This window comes from Pseudomonas sp. NFACC51 (assembly GCF_900103575.1).
Classification (GTDB): domain Bacteria; phylum Pseudomonadota; class Gammaproteobacteria; order Pseudomonadales; family Pseudomonadaceae; genus Aquipseudomonas; species Aquipseudomonas fluorescens_Q.
On sequence record NZ_FMXH01000011.1, the window covers coordinates 41,901 to 57,918 of the forward strand.

Genomic DNA, 16,018 nt, shown 5'->3' on the forward strand with positions numbered 1-16,018 from the left:
ATGACCCGTCTACTGCGCTACACCTTGCTGGGCCTGCTGTTGATCCTCAGCCTGGCCGCCCTGTCGATCTACGGCCTGACCTGGCGGCCACAGCCTCGGGAAACCTTGCCGGTCAGTTGCACCGCCAACGCAGCACCGCTGGTGCCCGGCCAGGCCTTGAAGGTGATGACCTGGAACGTGCAGTTCCTCGCCGGCAAACGCTACGTGTTCTGGCACGACCTGGCCCAGGGCAACGATGAAAGCCCGACCCTGGAAGACATGGCCTTCAGCCTCGACGAAGTGGCACGGGTCATCCGCGATGAGCAACCGGACGTCGTGCTGCTCCAGGAACTGGACAAGGGCGCCAAGGCCAGCGATTACCAGGACCAGCTCAAGCTGTTGCAGGAGCGGCTGGCTGACCTCTATCCGTGCGGCACCAGCACTTTCGACTGGAAGGCCGACTTCACCCCCGATCCACACATCTTCGGCAGCGTCGGCCGGCAACTGGCGACCCTGAGTCGCTACCGCATCGACCATGCCGAACGGGTACAACTGCCGGTGGCAGACGCCAACATCATCAGCCGTCAGTTCCAGCCCAAAAATGCCTTGTTGGTGAGCTATCTGTCGCTGAGCGGCGGCGGTCAACTGGCAGTGCTCAACACCCATCTGGAACGGGCCACCGAGCCGGACGAAACCCTGCCCAGACAAATCACCGCCGTGGCCAAGGCCTTGGATAAATTCGAATCCGCTGGCACACCCTGGCTGATCGGCGGCGACTTCAACCTGCTGCCCCTGGGCCAGTACCGGCGCCTGCCGTCCGAGCAACGCACGCCCTACTCCGCCGACAGCCCCTTGCACCTGTTGTGGGACAAATACCCGATGATCCCCACCAACAACGAGGCCAGCGGCATCGACCGCGCACACTGGCTGACCCACTACCCGAACGACCCCGGCCTCAACGGCCCCGACCGTACTGTCGACTACCTCTTCTACAGCCCGCGCATCAAGCGGGTCGAAGCCCAGGTGCGACAGGACGATACCTTGCGCATCTCCGATCACTTGCCGGTGATTGCACGGTTCCTATTGCCGGCTGCACCTTAGCAGGATTCACCTAAGCCCCCTGTGGTAGCCGAGCTTGCTCGCGATGGCGGCGGATCAGCAGCATTGCTATTGATTGACACACCGCTATCGCGAGCAAGCTCGGCTCCCACAGAATTTGTATTGCATACCCTGAATTGCCTCAGCTTATTTACGCGGCTTGACCCGCGCCGTCGCCTCCGCCACCAGCGGATCATCCGGCCAGTAGTGCTTGGGGTAGCGCCCCTTGAGGTCCTTCTTCACCTCGGCGTAGGTGCTGCGCCAGAAGTTCGCCAGGTCCTGGGTGACTTGCACCGGTCGGCGCGCCGGTGACAGCAGGTGCAGCTTGACCACCTGCCGCCCGCCAGCGATGCGTGGGGTGTCGGCCAGGCCGAAGAGCTCCTGCAAGCGCACCGCCAGGATCGGCGGATGCTCGCTGTAGTCCAGGCGGATCGACGACCCCGAAGGCACGCTCAAATGGTGCGGCGCCAGTTCATCCAAACGTTGCGGCAGGGGCCAGGGCAACAGGTTGTGAACGATGCTCGACAAGTCCAGGTTGGCAAAATGGCTGAGGCGCGAGACTCGGCCCAGATACGGCATCAACCAATGTTCGAGGCTGCCCAGCAACGCACTATCGCTGACATCCGGCCATTGGCTCTCGCCCTTGGCGTCCAGGTCCAGGCAACGCAGCAGCGCCACCCGCGCCTGCCATTGCCGCAGTTCCGGGGTCCAGGGCAATAATTCCAGGCCCTTGCGCCGCACCAGATTCACCAAGGCCTGGCTACGGGCAGACTCATCCAGGCCGGTCAGCGGTTCGCGGCTGAGCACCAGTTCGCCAACCTTGCGCTGGCGCTCGGCCCGCAGCACGCCTTCGCGCTCGTCCCAATCCAACTGATCCACCGTGTGCACCTGCTCGGCCAATACCGAGTCGAACAGTGCCGGGTCGAAATCCGTCGCCAAGTAGATCCGTTCTTCCCGCTGCCCCTGGCGGCTGCCCAGATCGGCGATCACCAGCCACGCTTGCTTCATCAGGCTGTCAGCCTCGGCAAACAGCGCCGCACGGCCGTTGGCCAAACGATATTCAGCGCCGCCGGGGCGGCGCTGCTGGGCGACGCGGTCCGGATAGGCCAACGCCAGCAACGCACCGAGCCAGCGCGGGTGATCGGGATCGGCGACGGCTTCTTCGGCCTTGCCTCGTAAATAGCCGCGATATTGCCGGGCCAGTTGTCGTGCCCGCTGCACCCCGCCCAGGGCACCGCGCGCTGCTCGCTCTTCACCGGACAGCAAGGCCAGGCGACTGTGCAGATCCGCGCCGGCGCCGCGCAGAATATCGCGCTCGCCCAACAGTGCGGCGACGTTGCAGGCCATGTCCGCCAGCCCCAGCGCCTGACCGCGCAACAACAGATGAGCGATACGCGGATGGGCCGGCAGCTCGGCCATGGCCTGGCCGTGGCGGGTCAGTTGCTCGCCCTCCAGCGCGCCGAGGCGTTGCAGCAGATCCTGGGCCTGGGCATAGGCGGCGGTGGGCGGGATGTCGAGCCAGACCAATTGCGCCGGCGTCACGCCCCAGCGCCCCAACTGCAGGGCCAATCCGGCCAGATCCGCCGACAGAATCTCCGCGCTGCCATAGGCGGCCAATTGTTCATGCTGGTCTTCGGACCACAATCGATAGCAGACACCAGGCTCCAGACGCCCGGCCCGACCGGCCCGCTGGGTGGCGCTGGCTCGGGAAATGCGCTGGGTGTCGAGCCGGGTCATGCCGCTGCCCGGGTCGAAACGCGGCACCCGGGCCAGTCCGGCGTCGATCACCACCCGCACGCCATTGATGGTCAGGCTGGTTTCGGCGATGTTGGTTGCCAGCACCACTTTGCGCTGGCCGGGCGGCGCGGGGTCGATGGCAGCGCGCTGAGCGGCGAGGTCCAGTTCACCGTGCAGCGGACAGAGCAACACATCGCCGCCCTCGCCCAAGGCCTCGGCCAGTTGCTGATGGACCCGGCGAATCTCCGCCTGCCCGGGCAAGAACACCAAGACGCTGCCGGTTTCATCGTGCAGTGCTTCCAGCACGGTCTGCACCAGCCGCGGCTCGACGAACTCGCCGGGCTGGAACGGCCGCCCCCAACGCACCGTCACCGGGAACATGCGGCCTTCGCTGCGCAGGATTGGCGCATTGTCCAGCAACCCGGCCAGGCGCTCACCTTCCAGGGTGGCGGACATCAGCAGGATCTTCAGTGGCTGGTCTTCGCGAAACAGTTCCCGCCCGTTGAGGCTCAAGGCCAGGGCCAGGTCGGCGTCGAGACTGCGCTCATGGAATTCATCGAAAATCAGCAACCCCACGCCTTCCAGCGCCGGGTCGTCCTGCAAGCGCCGGGTGAGGATGCCTTCGGTGACCACTTCAATGCGGGTCTTGGGGCCGACCTTGCTGTCGAGGCGAATCCGGTAGCCGACGGTTTCACCGACCTTTTCCTTAAGCTCGCTGGCCAGTCGCTCGGCCGCCGCCCGTGCCGCCAGGCGCCGGGGTTCGAGCATCAGGATGGTCTGCCCGGCCAGCCAGGGCTCGTTCAGCAAGGCCAGGGGAACACGGGTGGTTTTACCGGCACCAGGCGGCGCTTCGAGCACGGCTTCGTGGCGCGATGCCAAGGCTTGACGCAGGGCGGGTAAAACTTCATCAATCGGCAAAGAAATCATGCTGGCTCCAAAACAGAGGGCCGAGTATAACGGCGAACTGTTTAGCGTGGTCTGGACTCCAACCAGCAACGCCTTTACCTGTTCAGGAGATTGCTATGCGTATTCCCTTTCGCGTGATCGGTGGCGTGCTGGTCGCCTCCCTGCTGACTCAAATCAGCGCCTGTGGCTCGATCTTCTACCCGGACCGTCGCGGCCAGATCGACGGCAAGATCGACCCGGCGATTGCCGCCCTCGATGCCGTCGGCCTGCTGTTCTACATCATCCCCGGCCTGATCGCCTTCGCCGTGGACTTCGCCACCGGCGCCATTTACTTCGAGCCGGGCAAAAGCGTCCAGATCGAGCCAGAAAAACTCAAGCCGGCCATCAACCCCGACGGCACCGTCAATAACCACGTGTTGCAGGCGATCCTGGAACGCGAACTGGGCCGCAGCTTCCCGCTGGACGATCCTCGGCTGATCCAGCACAAGGGCAGCGCGCAACAACTGGCCGCCCTCGGCCTCAAGCCCGCCGCATGACAAGCGCTACTGAAGGAACGACCGCGCCATGACCACCAGCACCGAACACGCCCGCCTGCTGCGCCTGGCCACCCGGGCTTCGGTGGCCGTGGCGCTCATCCTGGTCGTCGCCAAGGCGCTGGCCTGGTGGCTGAGCGGCTCGGTGAGCATGCTTGCCGGCCTGACCGACTCGGCATTGGACGGCGTCACCTCGCTGCTCAATCTGCTGGCGGTGCATTACGCCCTGCGCCCCGCCGATGATGATCATCGTTACGGCCATGGCAAGGCCGAATCCCTGGCCGGCATGGCCCAGGCGCTGTTTATCGGCGGCAGTGCCTTATTGATTGCCTTGCAGGCTTTCGAGCGGCTGAAAAACCCGGTGCCGGTGGATGCCCCCTGGCTGAGCGTCGGCGTGATCGTGTTTTCCCTCGGGCTGACCCTGGCGCTGCTGGCGTTGCAGCATCGGGTCATCCGCGCCACCGGTTCCAACGCCGTGCGTGCCGACTCGCTGCACTATCGCTCCGACTTGTTGCTTAACGGCAGCATCCTGGTGGCGCTGGTGCTGGCCGGGTTTGGCTGGTATCAACTGGACGCCTGGTTCGGCCTGGGGATCGCCATTTACATTCTGTGGAGCGCCGTCCAGATCGCCCGGGAAAGTTTCGCCGTACTGATGGATCAGGAACTGCCGCCCGACGTCAGCCAGCACATGCTGGAACTGGCCTGTGCCGTGCCGGGCGTCGTAGGCGCCCATGACCTGCGCACGCGGATTTCCGGCAACCACTGGTTCGTGCAGTTGCACCTTGAACTGCCGGGGGAATTGACCCTGTCAGTGGCCCACGGCATCAGCGACCAGGCCGCCGACGCGATCCATCGCGCCTACCCGAAAGCCGAAGTGCTGGTTCACGCTGATCCGCTGGAAGTGGTCAACGGCGCCAAGGCCTGATCCCCGAGGCCCGACACAGAACCTGTGGCGAGGGAGCTTGCTCCCGCTCGGTTGCGCAGCGACCGCAAAATCTTGGGGCCGCTTCGCAGCCCAGCGGGAGCAAGCTCCCTCGCCACAAAAGGGGATCTGCGCTAAATCAATAAGTCACCTGATACCCACGGCTGCTCAAGCAACTGCCCTGGGCTTGGCGATAGGTCTGCACCACTTCCGGCGCCGGCGGATAGGTGTAGGTGCGCGGATCGAAACCACTCTGCTGCACCGCCCAGCGATAGCAATCGTACCCGTCCTGGTTGACCTGCTCGGGCGACTGGCCGTTGGCCGGGTAAGCCACCACGTCGTAGCTGTTGCCTTGGGGCTGGGGCTGCGGGTTGGCCACCGGCGCATCGACCACGACGTAATCCTGGGTGTTGGCTTCGTAGATGTAATAGGCGCCGGCGGCAAGAAAAAACAGCGAACTGCCGATCCACACCTCCCGAGCGTAATCCGGCAGATACCGGGTACGAATGCCCCGTGGCGGCGCGACCACGACATAGCGCGGCCCTTGCGGGCGATACCAGTAGCCGCCGGAATAGAAATAATCCTGGCCGCGATAAGGCACGCGGTAGTTGCGGTCCGGGAACCGGTCGATCACGTACCCCGGGCGGTACTGCGGGCCCGGGCCCCAGCCATTGCCATGCCCGTCCGGGCGGCCGGGCCAATGCTGTTCAGGGCGGTTGTCATGGCTTGGGCGTGGCCCGCCGCTGGGATAGCCATCGCTGCGACGCGGGATATCACGGTAATACCCCGGTTGCGGTTCGCGGGTCTGGGTCACGCTGTCGGGCCGGCCCTGGATCGGCAGGTTGTTGCCGGGCTGCGGCTGCGGCTGCGGACGGCCATGGGCGTTGGGATCCTGGGGCGGACGCTCATACCGCTGTTCGCCACCCTGGTATTGAGGTTGTGGCCTGACCTCGAACTGACGGCTGTTGTCGCCCCGAATGATTTCGTTGTTTTGCGACCGTTGCTGCGCCGGGTAACCCTGGCCGTTGCCACCGCGCCCGTCCGGGCCGCGATTGCCATCCGGGCCGCCACGGTTTTGCTGATCGTCGGCTATTCCCTGCGCACTGACACTTGCCCACAACAGACCAACACCTGCCAAACGCCAGATGCGCGACTTCATGTTATTCCTCACGACGGTTCAAGGCCTGATGATAAGACTCGGAAAAGCCCAGGCCGGTTCTGCGATAGGTTATCAGCCACGGGGTTTATTTCGCAGGCATTAAAAAAGGGAGACCCGTCGGCCTCCCCTTGAGAATTTCGTCCGTGCTCGACGCTTATGACGTCGGCTCACCTCACGCCGTCTTCTGGACAGTGTGCAGCTCGGGGGTCTGCCAACACCGGTGGGTGCCGCGACCGCAGCCGGCCTGATTGGGCGGGCCGCACTGGACTGTTTGTCCGAGCAGTGATCTTGGTGATAAGAATAAGCCTGGGGCGCCGGCAGAGGATTGCTAAGATTGCGGAAATAAACATCACTTGCGCAATTTTTAACCCTGGATAGATAATCTTCCGCAATTATCCAGATAAAGGCCCGACCGATGAGCAAACTCGACCGTTACGACCTGAGCATTCTGGCGGAATTGCAGCGCGATGCGCGCATCTCCAACCAGGAACTGGCCGAACGCATCGGCCTGTCGCCCTCCCCCTGTTCGCGACGGGTCAAGCAATTGGAGGATGACGGCTACATCACGCGCCAGGTTGCCCTGCTCGACCGCAAAATGCTGGGCCTGAGCCTGACCGCCTACGTATTGATCGGCATGGACCGTCACACCCCCGAGCGTTTCGAGAACTTCGAAGCGGCCATCCGCAACCTGCCGCAAGTGCTGGAATGCAGCCTGGTCACCGGGATGGACGCGGATTACCAACTCAAGGTGGTGGTACCGGATATGGACCATTACCAGAAACTGCTGCTGGGGCATCTGACCCGGATCGATGGCGTCACCAGCGTGCGTTCGAGCTTTGTGCTGAATCAGGTGCTCAACAGCACCGAACTGCCGTTGACTCACCTGCGCAGCTGACCGCTTTTTGTGGCGAGGGAGCTTGCTCCCGCTGGGTTGCGAAGCGACCCCAAGCTTCGGCCGGATTGCCAGTGGACCGGTTTGCGACTGCTGCGCAGTCGAGCGGGAGCAAGCTCCCTCGCCACAGCCCAGCCGATGAATAGCTGCGACACACCGCCGCAGGCCAATCCCGCGTCCGCGCCTCATGCCTTATACTCGCCGCGCCTTTTCAACCCCGCTTACGCCGGAGTGTCCTGATGGATCCTGCTGTTTTCGAAGAGTGGATGATGACCGGCCTGGTCAGCATCCTGATCATTTTCATGGGTTTCATCGTCTGGGACCTGGCGAAGAAATCCAAGGCCGGGCGTTTCGGCTCGTTCATTCTGTTTTTTGTGCTGGGGCTGGGCGTGGCGGCGTTCGTGATCAAGAGCGTGGTGATCGGCCTGATCGAGTCCGGGACGTTATAAGCGCGCCGGCACTTCCCTCCACTGGCCCTGATCGAGTCCTTCGAGGGTCCAGTCGCCGATCCTGACCCGCACCAGGCGCAGTGTCGGCAGGCCCACCGCGGCGGTCATGCGCCGTACCTGGCGGTTGCGCCCTTCGCGGATCACCAGTTCCAACCAACTCGTGGGTACGCTTTTACGAAAGCGCACCGGCGGGTTGCGCGGCCATAACTGCGGCTCGTCCAACTGGCGCGCCTCGGCTGGCAAGGTCATGCCGTCGTTCAACGCCACCCCATCGCGCAAACGCTGCAACTGTTCGGCATTCGGTTCGCCTTCCACCTGCACCCAATAAGTCTTGGCCAGCTTGTGCTTGGGGTCGGCGATACGCGCCTGCAACTGCCCATCATTGGTGAGCAACAGCAAGCCTTCGCTGTCACGATCCAGCCGCCCGGCCGGGTAGATGCCCGGTACGTCGATAAAATCCTTGAGCGTCGCCCGCCCTTCACCGTCACTGAATTGCGTCAGCACATCGAAGGGTTTGTTGAACAGGATCAGCTTCGGCTCGGCCGGCGGGGCCTTGGCCACACGGCGCGGGGCGGAGGCTGGAAGCTTCGCGCCAGGGCGACGGGAAGCGGGGCGTGGAGGACGGGGCATGGTGGCACGGCATCTAACGGTCAGGACCGCCAATGCTAGTGGTCTGACCGCTAAATAACCACCGCCGTATCAACGGAACGGAGGCTCGTCGAAGCTGCGCAGCTTGCGCGAATGCAACGAGTTGAGTTCCGTGCGCAACAGGTCCAACGCCTCGATGCCAATCTTCAGGTGCTGGTTGACCGCTCGCTCATAGAACGCGTTGGCCGAGCCCGGCAGCTTGATTTCGCTGTGCAGCGGCTTGTCCGAAACACACAGCAACGTGCCGTAAGGCACCCGCAGGCGATAACCCTGGGCGGCGATGGTGCCGCTTTCCATGTCCACCGCCACGGCGCGGGACAGGTTGATCAACGGACGCTCCTGGGCCCAGCGCAATTCCCAGTTACGGTCGTCGTAGGTCAGTACGGTGCCGGTGCGCAGGCGTTTCTTCAGCTCGTCGCCCTTTTCGCCAGTGACGTTGGCCGCCGCTTGCTGCAAGGCCATCTGCACTTCGGCCAGGGCCGGAATCGGAATGTTCGGCGGCACCACGCGGTCGAGGATCCCGTCGCGGCGCATGTAGGCATGGGCCAGCACGTAGTCGCCAATGGTCTGGGACTGTCGCAGCCCGCCGCAGTGGCCGATCATCAGCCAGCAATGGGGCCGCAGCACGGCCAGGTGGTCGGTGATGTTCTTGGCGTTGGACGGGCCGACCCCGATGTTCACCAGGGTCACGCCATGGCCATCATTGGTTTGCAGGTGATAGGCCGGCATCTGGTAACGGTGCCAGACCACGCCGGCAGCGATGGCCGATGCTTCTCCATGGTCCATGTTCTTGTCGATGATCACGTTGCCCGGCAGGACCATGCGCACAAAGCGCGGGTCGCTGCGCAGTTGCTCCAGGCCATGGACGATGAACTGGTCGACATAGCGGTGGTAGTTGGTCAGCAGGATCCACGGCTGCACATGGCGCCAGTCGCTGCCGGTGTAGTGCACCAGCCGGCGCAGGGAAAAATCCACCCGCGCCGCGTCGAACAGCGCCAGGGGCAGCGGGTCGGTGTTTTCCCAATCATAGAGGCCGTCGGCAATGCCATCGGTGGCGGCCGACAGGTCGGTGCTGGGGAAAACTCGTGCCAGCACGGCGGCGGTCACGCCGGAGCCGGCCAGTTCGTCGCCCTGCTCCACCACGTACGGGTACGGAATGTTCTGCTCGCTGACGCCCACTTCCACGGTGACGGTAAAGTCGTGCATCAGCGGGACCAGCTGTTCCAGCAGGTATTTACGGAAGGCGCCGGGGTGGGTGACGGTGACACTGTAGGTGCCGGGCAACTGGACCTTGGCATAGGCGCGGGTGGTTTGCGGGACTTCGCCGTGGCAGTGGTAGGTCAGGCGCAAGGCGGGATAGCGAAACAACGCCCTTTGCTCGGCATCCGGCTCGACGCGATCCTTGAGATAACGCATCAGCGCCTGGTTCAACGCGGTGGTCGCACGTTCGTGCAGGGCCGCCAGACGATCCACGGCTTGTTCGGCGGTTTGAACGACAATAAACGCTTCGGTCACGATCAGCTTCCTGTGTTCTGACTTGCAGGCTTTCATCTTGCCTGCATCGCCGCCCGACGGGAACAGTGGCGTATTGGGTATTCTCGGCGTCATGAAAACCTGTGGGAGCGGGCTTGCCCGCGAAGGCGTCAGCACATCCAACCTCTTCGGCGGCTGACATACCGCTTTCGCGAGCAAGCCCGCTCCCACAGCACTCTGTGTTGGCCGTAGCCTGCCTAGAATCCATGCGGGGTCGAGCGGGTAACGATGGCCTCGACATTCAAGCCCCGAGGCAAGGCACCGTACACCCGGCCGACCGAACCCAGGCGACTGGCAATGAAGGCATCGCTGACGTCGCTGTTGCCCGCCTCGAGCAACAGCTTGGCTTGCAGGCCCACGGCGATGTCTTCGGTCAATTGCCGGGCGCGGTACTGGATATCGTCGGTGTCCTTGAACGCGGCGTGCAATTGGTGGATGTGGCCAGCCAGGCGTTTGTCGCCGTGGCCGTCGCCCAATTCGCTGAACAATACCTCCAGCACGCCGGGCTCCTTGGACAAGGCGCGCAGCACATCCAGGCATTGCACGTTGCCGGAGCCTTCCCACGTCGAGTTGACCGGCGCTTCGCGGTACAGACGCGGCAGGATGCTGTCTTCGACGTAGCCGGCACCGCCCATGCATTCGGCGGCTTCGTTGATCATCGCGGGGGCGCGCTTGCAGATCCAGTACTTGCCCACCGCCGTCACCAGCCGAGCGAACTTGGCCTCATGCTCGTCATTCAAATGGTCCAGCGCCCGGCCCATGCGCAAGCTCAAGACCAGGGCGGCCTCGCTTTCCAGCGCCAGGTCAGCCAGGACATTCTGCATCAGCGGCTGTTCGCTCAACAGCTTGCCGCCGACCTTGCGGTGCGCACAGTGATGACTGGCCTGGGTCAACGCCTGGCGCATCAGGGCGCTGGAGCCGACCATGCAATCGAAGCGGGTCATGGCCACCATCTCGATGATCGTCGGCACGCCGCGGCCTTCTTCACCGACCATCCAGGCCAGTGCGCCACGGAACTCGACTTCGCTGGAGGCGTTGGAACAGTTGCCCAGCTTGTTCTTCAGCCGCTGGATGTAGAACTGATTGCGGGTGTCGTCGGGGCGATGGCGCGGCAGCAGGAAACAGGTCAAGCCCTTGTCGGTCTGGGCCAAGGTGAGGAAGGCATCGCACATCGGCGCCGAACAGAACCATTTGTGGCCCACCAGCTCATAGGCCTGGCCCGGGCCGCTGGCGCCCACCGGATAGGCTTTGGTGGTGTTGGCCCGCACATCGGTGCCGCCCTGCTTTTCGGTCATCGCCATGCCCAGGGTCACCCCGGCCTTGTGGGTCATGCCGACATTGCGCGGGTCGTATTCGGTGGCGAGCACCTTGGGCACCCAGTGCTCGGCCAGGCCCGGCTGCAAGCGCAGCGCCGGCACGCTGGCGAAGGTCATGGTCAGCGGGCAGCCGGTGCCGGCTTCGGCCTGGCTGTGCAAATAGGTCATCGACGCCCGGGCGACATGCGCGCCGGGTTGCGGATGCGCCCAGGGCAAACTGGGCAGGCCGTGCTCGACGGCGGTGCGCATCAACTGGTGATAAGCCGGATGGAACTCCACCAGGTCGATGCGATGGCCGTAACGGTCGTGGCTGGAGAACACCGGTTTGTTCTGGTTGGCCAGGAAGCCCGCTTCCATCAACGGCCCGCCGGCCAGCGCCCCATACGCATCGATCCGCGCCTGCGCCCAGCCCGCCCCAAAGTACTGCGACCACTGCTGCAGCGGCAGGTCGATGCGGTACAGGTTGGCGCCATCCAGGGACGGCGGTTGGTTGGTGACGTCGTGGGTTTCAGCGAACTGGTGCAGGTTCATGACAGGGCTCCTCGATCGGGCAGGGATTCAGTTAAGCACTGCCTCCAGGCCGGACAAAGTGTCATATCCGCCTAAATATCGGCGCTTTCACCCTGTCTCGGGCAAAGCACCCGGCGCTGGAGCATCGCCTGCAGTGCCTCGAATTTCACGGGTTTGTTCAGGTAATCGATCTGAGCGCCCGAGGGGCAGCATTCGCGCGCCACATTCGGGCTGACCACCAGCACCGGCAGTTCCTCGCAGCCGGGCAAGGTGTGGATCTGGCAGCAAAGCGACACGCCGTCCAGCGGCGGCAACTGGCAATCGAGCAGCACCGCATCAAAGCGCTCGCCGTGCAGCAGATCCAGCGCGGCGCGGCCACTGTCGGCGGTGCGCACCCGATAACCGAGCTTGAGCAACATGCCGCGCATGACCAACTGATCGATGCTGTTGTCATCGGCCAGTAGCACCGTGCAATCCTGCGGCAGGCGCGAGCCTTGGCGGCCACCGAAGGAAAACGGCGTCGGGACCGCCGCTGGCAAGGCCACGTCAAACTCCACGTCCAACTGGAAACGGCTGCCACGACCGGGTTCGGAGGTGTGGGTCAGGCGTCCGCCCAGCAATTCCACCAGTTGCCGGCAGATGGCCAGGCCCACGCCGAGACCGCCGTATTCGCGGGTCATCGAGCCGTCGAGTTGGAAGAAGCGCTGGTACAAGGTCGCTTCCCCCAGGTCGGTAAAACCGATTCCGGTGTCGATGACAGCAAAGGACAGCACCAGCCGATCAAGCGCCGTCGGCCTGCCGCTGACTCGCAGGGCCAGGCCGCCAACCCGGGTGAACTTGATGGCGTTGTCCAGCAGGCATTCCAGGCTCTGGGCCAGTTTGCCACTGTCGCCAAGCAACCGGTCCGCCAAGCCAGGGGCCACGTCGACCTTGAAATCCAGGCCCTTGGCCGCCGCATTGGCGCCGAACTGCACCTGCAGCGCATCGACCACCCCACGCAGGCTGAACGGTGCCGGATAGACCTTGAGCTTGCCGGCCTGCAACTCGGTCAGGGTGAGGATGCCGTTGACCATGCGCATCATGTCCCGCGCCGAACCGGCGGCGGTCTGTTGATACTGGGTCAGCTCCTCGTCCATCTCGACGGTTTCCATCAGCTCAAGGGAACCGATCACGCCATTCATCGGCGTACGCAGTTCATGGGTCAGGGTGGCGAGGAATTCATCCTTGAGCTTGTTGCCGTGGGCCAGTTGCTGGTTGAGCACTTCGAGTTTCTGCCCGGCGTCCAACAGGGTCTGAGCCTGCTGCTCGCGCATGGCATTGATGCGGTCGGCCAGGGCCAAGGACAACAGCGCCACTTCGATGGCCGAGCCGATCTGGCTGGCGTACATGGTCAGGAAGACGTTCGGCAGATAGCCCAGCACCATCAAGGTATTGATGATGCCCCCCAGCAGAAACGCCGACCAGGCAATGATGAAATAACGCGCCACCCGCAGGCCACGCCACCAGGCAAACAACCCGGCAGCAAAGATCGCCACCGTGAACAGCAGCGCCAACACCGTCGCCAGGCGCAGCGCCAGGGCATAACTGGTCATCAGCGACAGGCCGACCACCACAGCGCTGTAGGCGATCAGCGCCAGCAGCAAGCGGTCCAGCCAACGGCTGTGCTGGGCGGTTTGCAGGAAACTGCGGGCGAACTGGCTGCCAAACAGGCCCGCGCAGCCAATGAAGAACGGCGTCGCGGCGTTGGCCCACCAGGGGTTGTCCGGCCAGAAATACTCCACGGCGGCACCGTTGACCGACAACTGGTACAGGCCGAATGAGGCAATGTAGAAGATGTAATAGAGGTAGCTGGTATCGCGCACGCTCAGGTAGATGAACAGGTTGTAGACCAGCATCCCCAGCAGCACGCCATAGATGATCCCCAGTACATACAAGCGCACCGGCTGTTGTTCGAGGTAAGCGGTGCTCGACCACAGCGTCAGCGGCGCCTGGATCGAACCCTGGCTTTGCAGGCGCAGGTAGAGGGTCTGCCGTTGTTCGGGCTTGAAAGCCAGGCTGAACAGGTAGTTGTTCTGGCGGATCTCGCGGCTGGCGAACGGCAAGGCATCACCGGTCTGGCGAACCAGGCGATAGCCCCCCGACGCATCGGGCAAATACAAGTCGAGGTGGTCCAGCGGCGGGTATGCCAGCTCCAGCAGCCAGGTACGCTGGGCGTCCGGATTGGCAGGACGGTAGTGCAGGTCGATTTTCAACCAGAAGGCTGATCGCGAGTAACCGGCGTTCAGCGTGGCTTGGTCGTGGGCTTTGAAAGCACCGGCGCCAGCCTGGGCCAGGACATCGTCAATAGAGGCCGTGCCGCTCGCATCTTCGAACACCTGCAGGGCATGGCCCAAGGGCAGGTTTTGGGTGAATTCATCGAATTCGAGAGCACTTGCCAGAGGGGACAAGCACAGCAACAACATCAGCAAATAGCGCATTTAAGCCCCAGCGCGGCCTGTCCGGTTGAGTCAGGAAGCCCCCCATTCCCTGAGTAGACGTAAAACCGGCATTACCTGTTATGAGTTGGATCCATCTCTAGCATAGCCGTTGATGGCCAATTTGCACCATTGAAATTTTTCCTACAGAAGGCTCTAGAACGGGCGTTCCAGCGCTAAGCATTGAAATAGAGCTGTTGCTTTGGTCAGACAGGAATCTTGAACGATGACCGTGGCGAGGGAGCTTGCTCCCGCTGAGGTGCGAAGCGCCTCCCCGATAACAGGCGGCCGCTTCGCGCCCGAGCGGGAGCAAGCTCCCTCGCCACGATGAGCCGGGCCTTGCCATCACAGCCAGCGTACAAATCCTCTGACTCCCGCCAACCGATAAAACAGGTTTGGTGGTAAGCTCGCGCACCATGAATATCTACAGCTCTCGCCCCGTTGTCCTCTGTCTCTCCGGCCACGATCCCAGTGGTGGCGCCGGCTTGCAGGCAGATATCGAAGCCCTGCTCGCCCAGGGTTGTCATGCCGCCCCTGCCGTTACCGCATTGACCGTGCAAGACACCGTCAACGTCAGCGATTTCCGAGTGCTCGACCGAGAGTGGGTACTGGCACAAGCCAATGCCGTGCTCAACGATGCCCAGGTGGCAGCGGTCAAGCTGGGGATGCTTGGCTCACTGGAAATGGTCGACACGGTGGTCGAACTGCTCCAGGCGCACCCGCACCTGCCGATGGTCTGCGACCCGGTGCTGCGCGCCGGCGGTGGCGGGCGCCTGGGCAAGGATGAGGTCGGCTACGCCATGCGCGAACGCCTGCTGCCCCTGGCAATCATCGCCACCCCCAACCTGCCTGAAGCACGCATCCTTGCTGAATTGCCCGAGGGCAGTGCCGACGAGTGCGCGGAAAAACTGCTGCCCTTCGTCAAACACCTGTTGATCACCGGTGGTCACGGCGACGAACATGAAGTCCATAATCGCCTGTACAGCCGTGACGGCGGGCGCGAGACCTTTACCTGCCAGCGTCTGCCCGGCAGTTATCACGGTTCCGGCTGCACCCTGGCCAGCGCCCTGGCCGGTCGGCTGGCCCAGGGCGAACAGCTCGCCAGCGCCGTCAAGACGGCACTGGATTACACCTGGCGCACCCTGCGCGATGCCGAACAACTGGGCAAAGGCCAGTTCGTACCGCGTCGCCTGCCGCTGGATTTCTGCTCGTAGCACCGGAGGCCTGTGGAATGAAATTACGTGGCCTTTACGCCATCACCGATAGCCAATTGCTGGCCGGCAAGTTCCTCGCTTATGTAGAAGCGGCGCTGGAAGGTGGCGTCACCCTGCTGCAATACCGCGACAAAAGCAGCGACGAGGCCCGCCGGCTGCGGGAAGCCGAAGCACTGCGCAACCTGTGCGAACGCTACAAGACCCAGTTGATCATCAACGACGACGCCGAACTGGCCGCGCGCCTGGGCGTTGGCGTGCACCTGGGCCAGACCGATGGCCCGTTGGCGCCAGTGCGGGCACTGCTCGGGCACAAGGCGATCATCGGTGCCACTTGCCACGCCAGCCTGGCACTGGCCGAACAGGCCGCCAGCGAAGGCGCCAGTTATGTCGCGTTCGGGCGTTTCTTCAATTCCAACACCAAGCCCGGCGCCCCCAGGGCAAACCTTGAACTGCTCGCACAGGCGCACCTCAAACTGCATATCCCGGTGTGCGCCATTGGCGGCATCACCCTGGACAATGCCGCCCCGCTGGTGGCCCACGGGGTCGACCTGCTGGCGGTGGTCCACGGCCTGTTCGGCGCCGACAGCACCACTGAAGTGACGCGCCGCGCCCGCGCCTTCAATGAGCTGCTGCAGATCAAATAGTCTA

Annotated in this window: 13 protein-coding genes; 7 read left to right on the plus strand and 6 right to left on the minus strand. The window is 63.6% G+C overall.

The genetic code is table 11. The annotated features are described in order from the left end of the window. Positions 1 to 1,080 carry an endonuclease/exonuclease/phosphatase family protein gene (locus BLT00_RS20865; protein ID WP_092149954.1) on the plus strand — a complete coding sequence of 360 codons (1,080 nt, stop codon included), beginning with the start codon at positions 1 to 3 and terminating at the stop codon, positions 1,078 to 1,080. Positions 1,081 to 1,224: 144 nt separating this feature from the next. Here the strand turns inward: BLT00_RS20865 and hrpB are convergent, their stop codons facing one another. Next, positions 1,225 to 3,741, minus strand: a complete 2,517-nt coding sequence (hrpB, locus tag BLT00_RS20870) for an ATP-dependent helicase HrpB (RefSeq protein ID WP_092149957.1) — start codon at positions 3,739 to 3,741, stop codon at positions 1,225 to 1,227. A gap of 95 nt (positions 3,742 to 3,836) precedes the next feature. Here hrpB and BLT00_RS20875 point away from each other — a divergent pair, with 95 nt between their 5' ends. Beyond that, a complete protein-coding gene (locus tag BLT00_RS20875; protein WP_092149960.1) occupies positions 3,837 to 4,256 on the plus strand; it encodes a polyribonucleotide nucleotidyltransferase in 420 nt (139 codons plus the stop codon). Between the two features lie 28 nt (positions 4,257 to 4,284). Continuing rightward, positions 4,285 to 5,178, plus strand: coding sequence for a cation diffusion facilitator family transporter (locus tag BLT00_RS20880; RefSeq protein WP_092149963.1), 894 nt, complete (start codon positions 4,285 to 4,287; stop codon positions 5,176 to 5,178). 136 nt (positions 5,179 to 5,314) lie between these two features. Here BLT00_RS20880 and BLT00_RS20885 read toward each other — a convergent pair whose 3' ends face one another. After that, positions 5,315 to 6,334: a DUF6515 family protein gene (locus tag BLT00_RS20885; RefSeq protein ID WP_092149966.1), complete on the minus strand. Its 1,020-nt coding sequence runs from the start codon at positions 6,332 to 6,334 to the stop codon at positions 5,315 to 5,317. Positions 6,335 to 6,749: 415 nt separating this feature from the next. Here BLT00_RS20885 and BLT00_RS20890 point away from each other — a divergent pair, with 415 nt between their 5' ends. Together BLT00_RS20890 and BLT00_RS20895 are read left to right on the plus strand one after the other, a co-directional pair. Continuing rightward, on the plus strand, positions 6,750 to 7,229 hold the full coding sequence (locus BLT00_RS20890) for an Lrp/AsnC family transcriptional regulator (protein ID WP_025215622.1): 480 nt from the start codon (positions 6,750 to 6,752) through the stop codon (positions 7,227 to 7,229). A 236-nt stretch (positions 7,230 to 7,465) separates the two neighbouring features. Further along, positions 7,466 to 7,675, plus strand: a complete 210-nt coding sequence (locus BLT00_RS20895) for a DUF2788 domain-containing protein (RefSeq protein WP_007937369.1) — start codon at positions 7,466 to 7,468, stop codon at positions 7,673 to 7,675. On the opposite strand, the gene BLT00_RS20900 is transcribed toward BLT00_RS20895, so the two are convergent. The 4 genes from BLT00_RS20900 to BLT00_RS20915 form a co-directional block, all read right to left on the minus strand. Next, a complete protein-coding gene (locus BLT00_RS20900; RefSeq protein ID WP_161951762.1) occupies positions 7,670 to 8,236 on the minus strand; it encodes a pseudouridine synthase in 567 nt (188 codons plus the stop codon). The two genes, BLT00_RS20895 and BLT00_RS20900, sit on opposite strands and share 6 nt — an antisense overlap. Before the next feature lie 138 nt (positions 8,237 to 8,374). Then, positions 8,375 to 9,874: an AMP nucleosidase gene (amn, locus tag BLT00_RS20905; protein ID WP_170862101.1), complete on the minus strand. Its 1,500-nt coding sequence runs from the start codon at positions 9,872 to 9,874 to the stop codon at positions 8,375 to 8,377. A 179-nt stretch (positions 9,875 to 10,053) separates the two neighbouring features. Then, positions 10,054 to 11,703 (minus strand): acyl-CoA dehydrogenase family protein, encoded by a 1,650-nt coding sequence (locus tag BLT00_RS20910; RefSeq protein WP_092149969.1) that lies wholly within the window; start codon positions 11,701 to 11,703, stop codon positions 10,054 to 10,056. A 71-nt stretch (positions 11,704 to 11,774) separates the two neighbouring features. Next, entirely contained in the window at positions 11,775 to 14,159 is a 2,385-nt protein-coding gene (locus BLT00_RS20915) for a hybrid sensor histidine kinase/response regulator (protein ID WP_092149972.1), read from the minus strand. A gap of 413 nt (positions 14,160 to 14,572) precedes the next feature. Here BLT00_RS20915 and BLT00_RS20920 point away from each other — a divergent pair, with 413 nt between their 5' ends. Together BLT00_RS20920 and thiE are read left to right on the plus strand one after the other, a co-directional pair. After that, positions 14,573 to 15,370, plus strand: a complete 798-nt coding sequence (locus BLT00_RS20920) for a hydroxymethylpyrimidine/phosphomethylpyrimidine kinase (RefSeq protein WP_003205858.1) — start codon at positions 14,573 to 14,575, stop codon at positions 15,368 to 15,370. Between the two features lie 17 nt (positions 15,371 to 15,387). Then, on the plus strand, positions 15,388 to 16,014 hold the full coding sequence (gene thiE / locus BLT00_RS20925) for a thiamine phosphate synthase (RefSeq protein ID WP_092149975.1): 627 nt from the start codon (positions 15,388 to 15,390) through the stop codon (positions 16,012 to 16,014). The last annotated feature ends 4 nt before the right edge of the window (positions 16,015 to 16,018 follow it).

Bases quoted from the DNA above. Each gene is read 5' to 3' on its own strand.
- BLT00_RS20865 (WP_092149954.1), top strand. From the start codon at position 1: ATGACCCGTCTACTGCGCTACACCTTGCTGGGCCTGCTGTTGATCCTC.
- hrpB (WP_092149957.1), bottom strand. From the start codon at position 3,741: ATGATTTCTTTGCCGATTGATGAAGTTTTACCCGCCCTGCGTCAAGCC.
- BLT00_RS20875 (WP_092149960.1), top strand. From the start codon at position 3,837: ATGCGTATTCCCTTTCGCGTGATCGGTGGCGTGCTGGTCGCCTCCCTG.
- BLT00_RS20880 (WP_092149963.1), top strand. From the start codon at position 4,285: ATGACCACCAGCACCGAACACGCCCGCCTGCTGCGCCTGGCCACCCGG.
- BLT00_RS20885 (WP_092149966.1), bottom strand. From the start codon at position 6,334: ATGAAGTCGCGCATCTGGCGTTTGGCAGGTGTTGGTCTGTTGTGGGCA.
- BLT00_RS20890 (WP_025215622.1), top strand. From the start codon at position 6,750: ATGAGCAAACTCGACCGTTACGACCTGAGCATTCTGGCGGAATTGCAG.
- BLT00_RS20895 (WP_007937369.1), top strand. From the start codon at position 7,466: ATGGATCCTGCTGTTTTCGAAGAGTGGATGATGACCGGCCTGGTCAGC.
- amn (WP_170862101.1), bottom strand. From the start codon at position 9,874: ATGAAAGCCTGCAAGTCAGAACACAGGAAGCTGATCGTGACCGAAGCG.
- BLT00_RS20910 (WP_092149969.1), bottom strand. From the start codon at position 11,703: ATGAACCTGCACCAGTTCGCTGAAACCCACGACGTCACCAACCAACCG.
- BLT00_RS20915 (WP_092149972.1), bottom strand. From the start codon at position 14,159: ATGCGCTATTTGCTGATGTTGTTGCTGTGCTTGTCCCCTCTGGCAAGT.
- BLT00_RS20920 (WP_003205858.1), top strand. From the start codon at position 14,573: ATGAATATCTACAGCTCTCGCCCCGTTGTCCTCTGTCTCTCCGGCCAC.
- thiE (WP_092149975.1), top strand. From the start codon at position 15,388: ATGAAATTACGTGGCCTTTACGCCATCACCGATAGCCAATTGCTGGCC.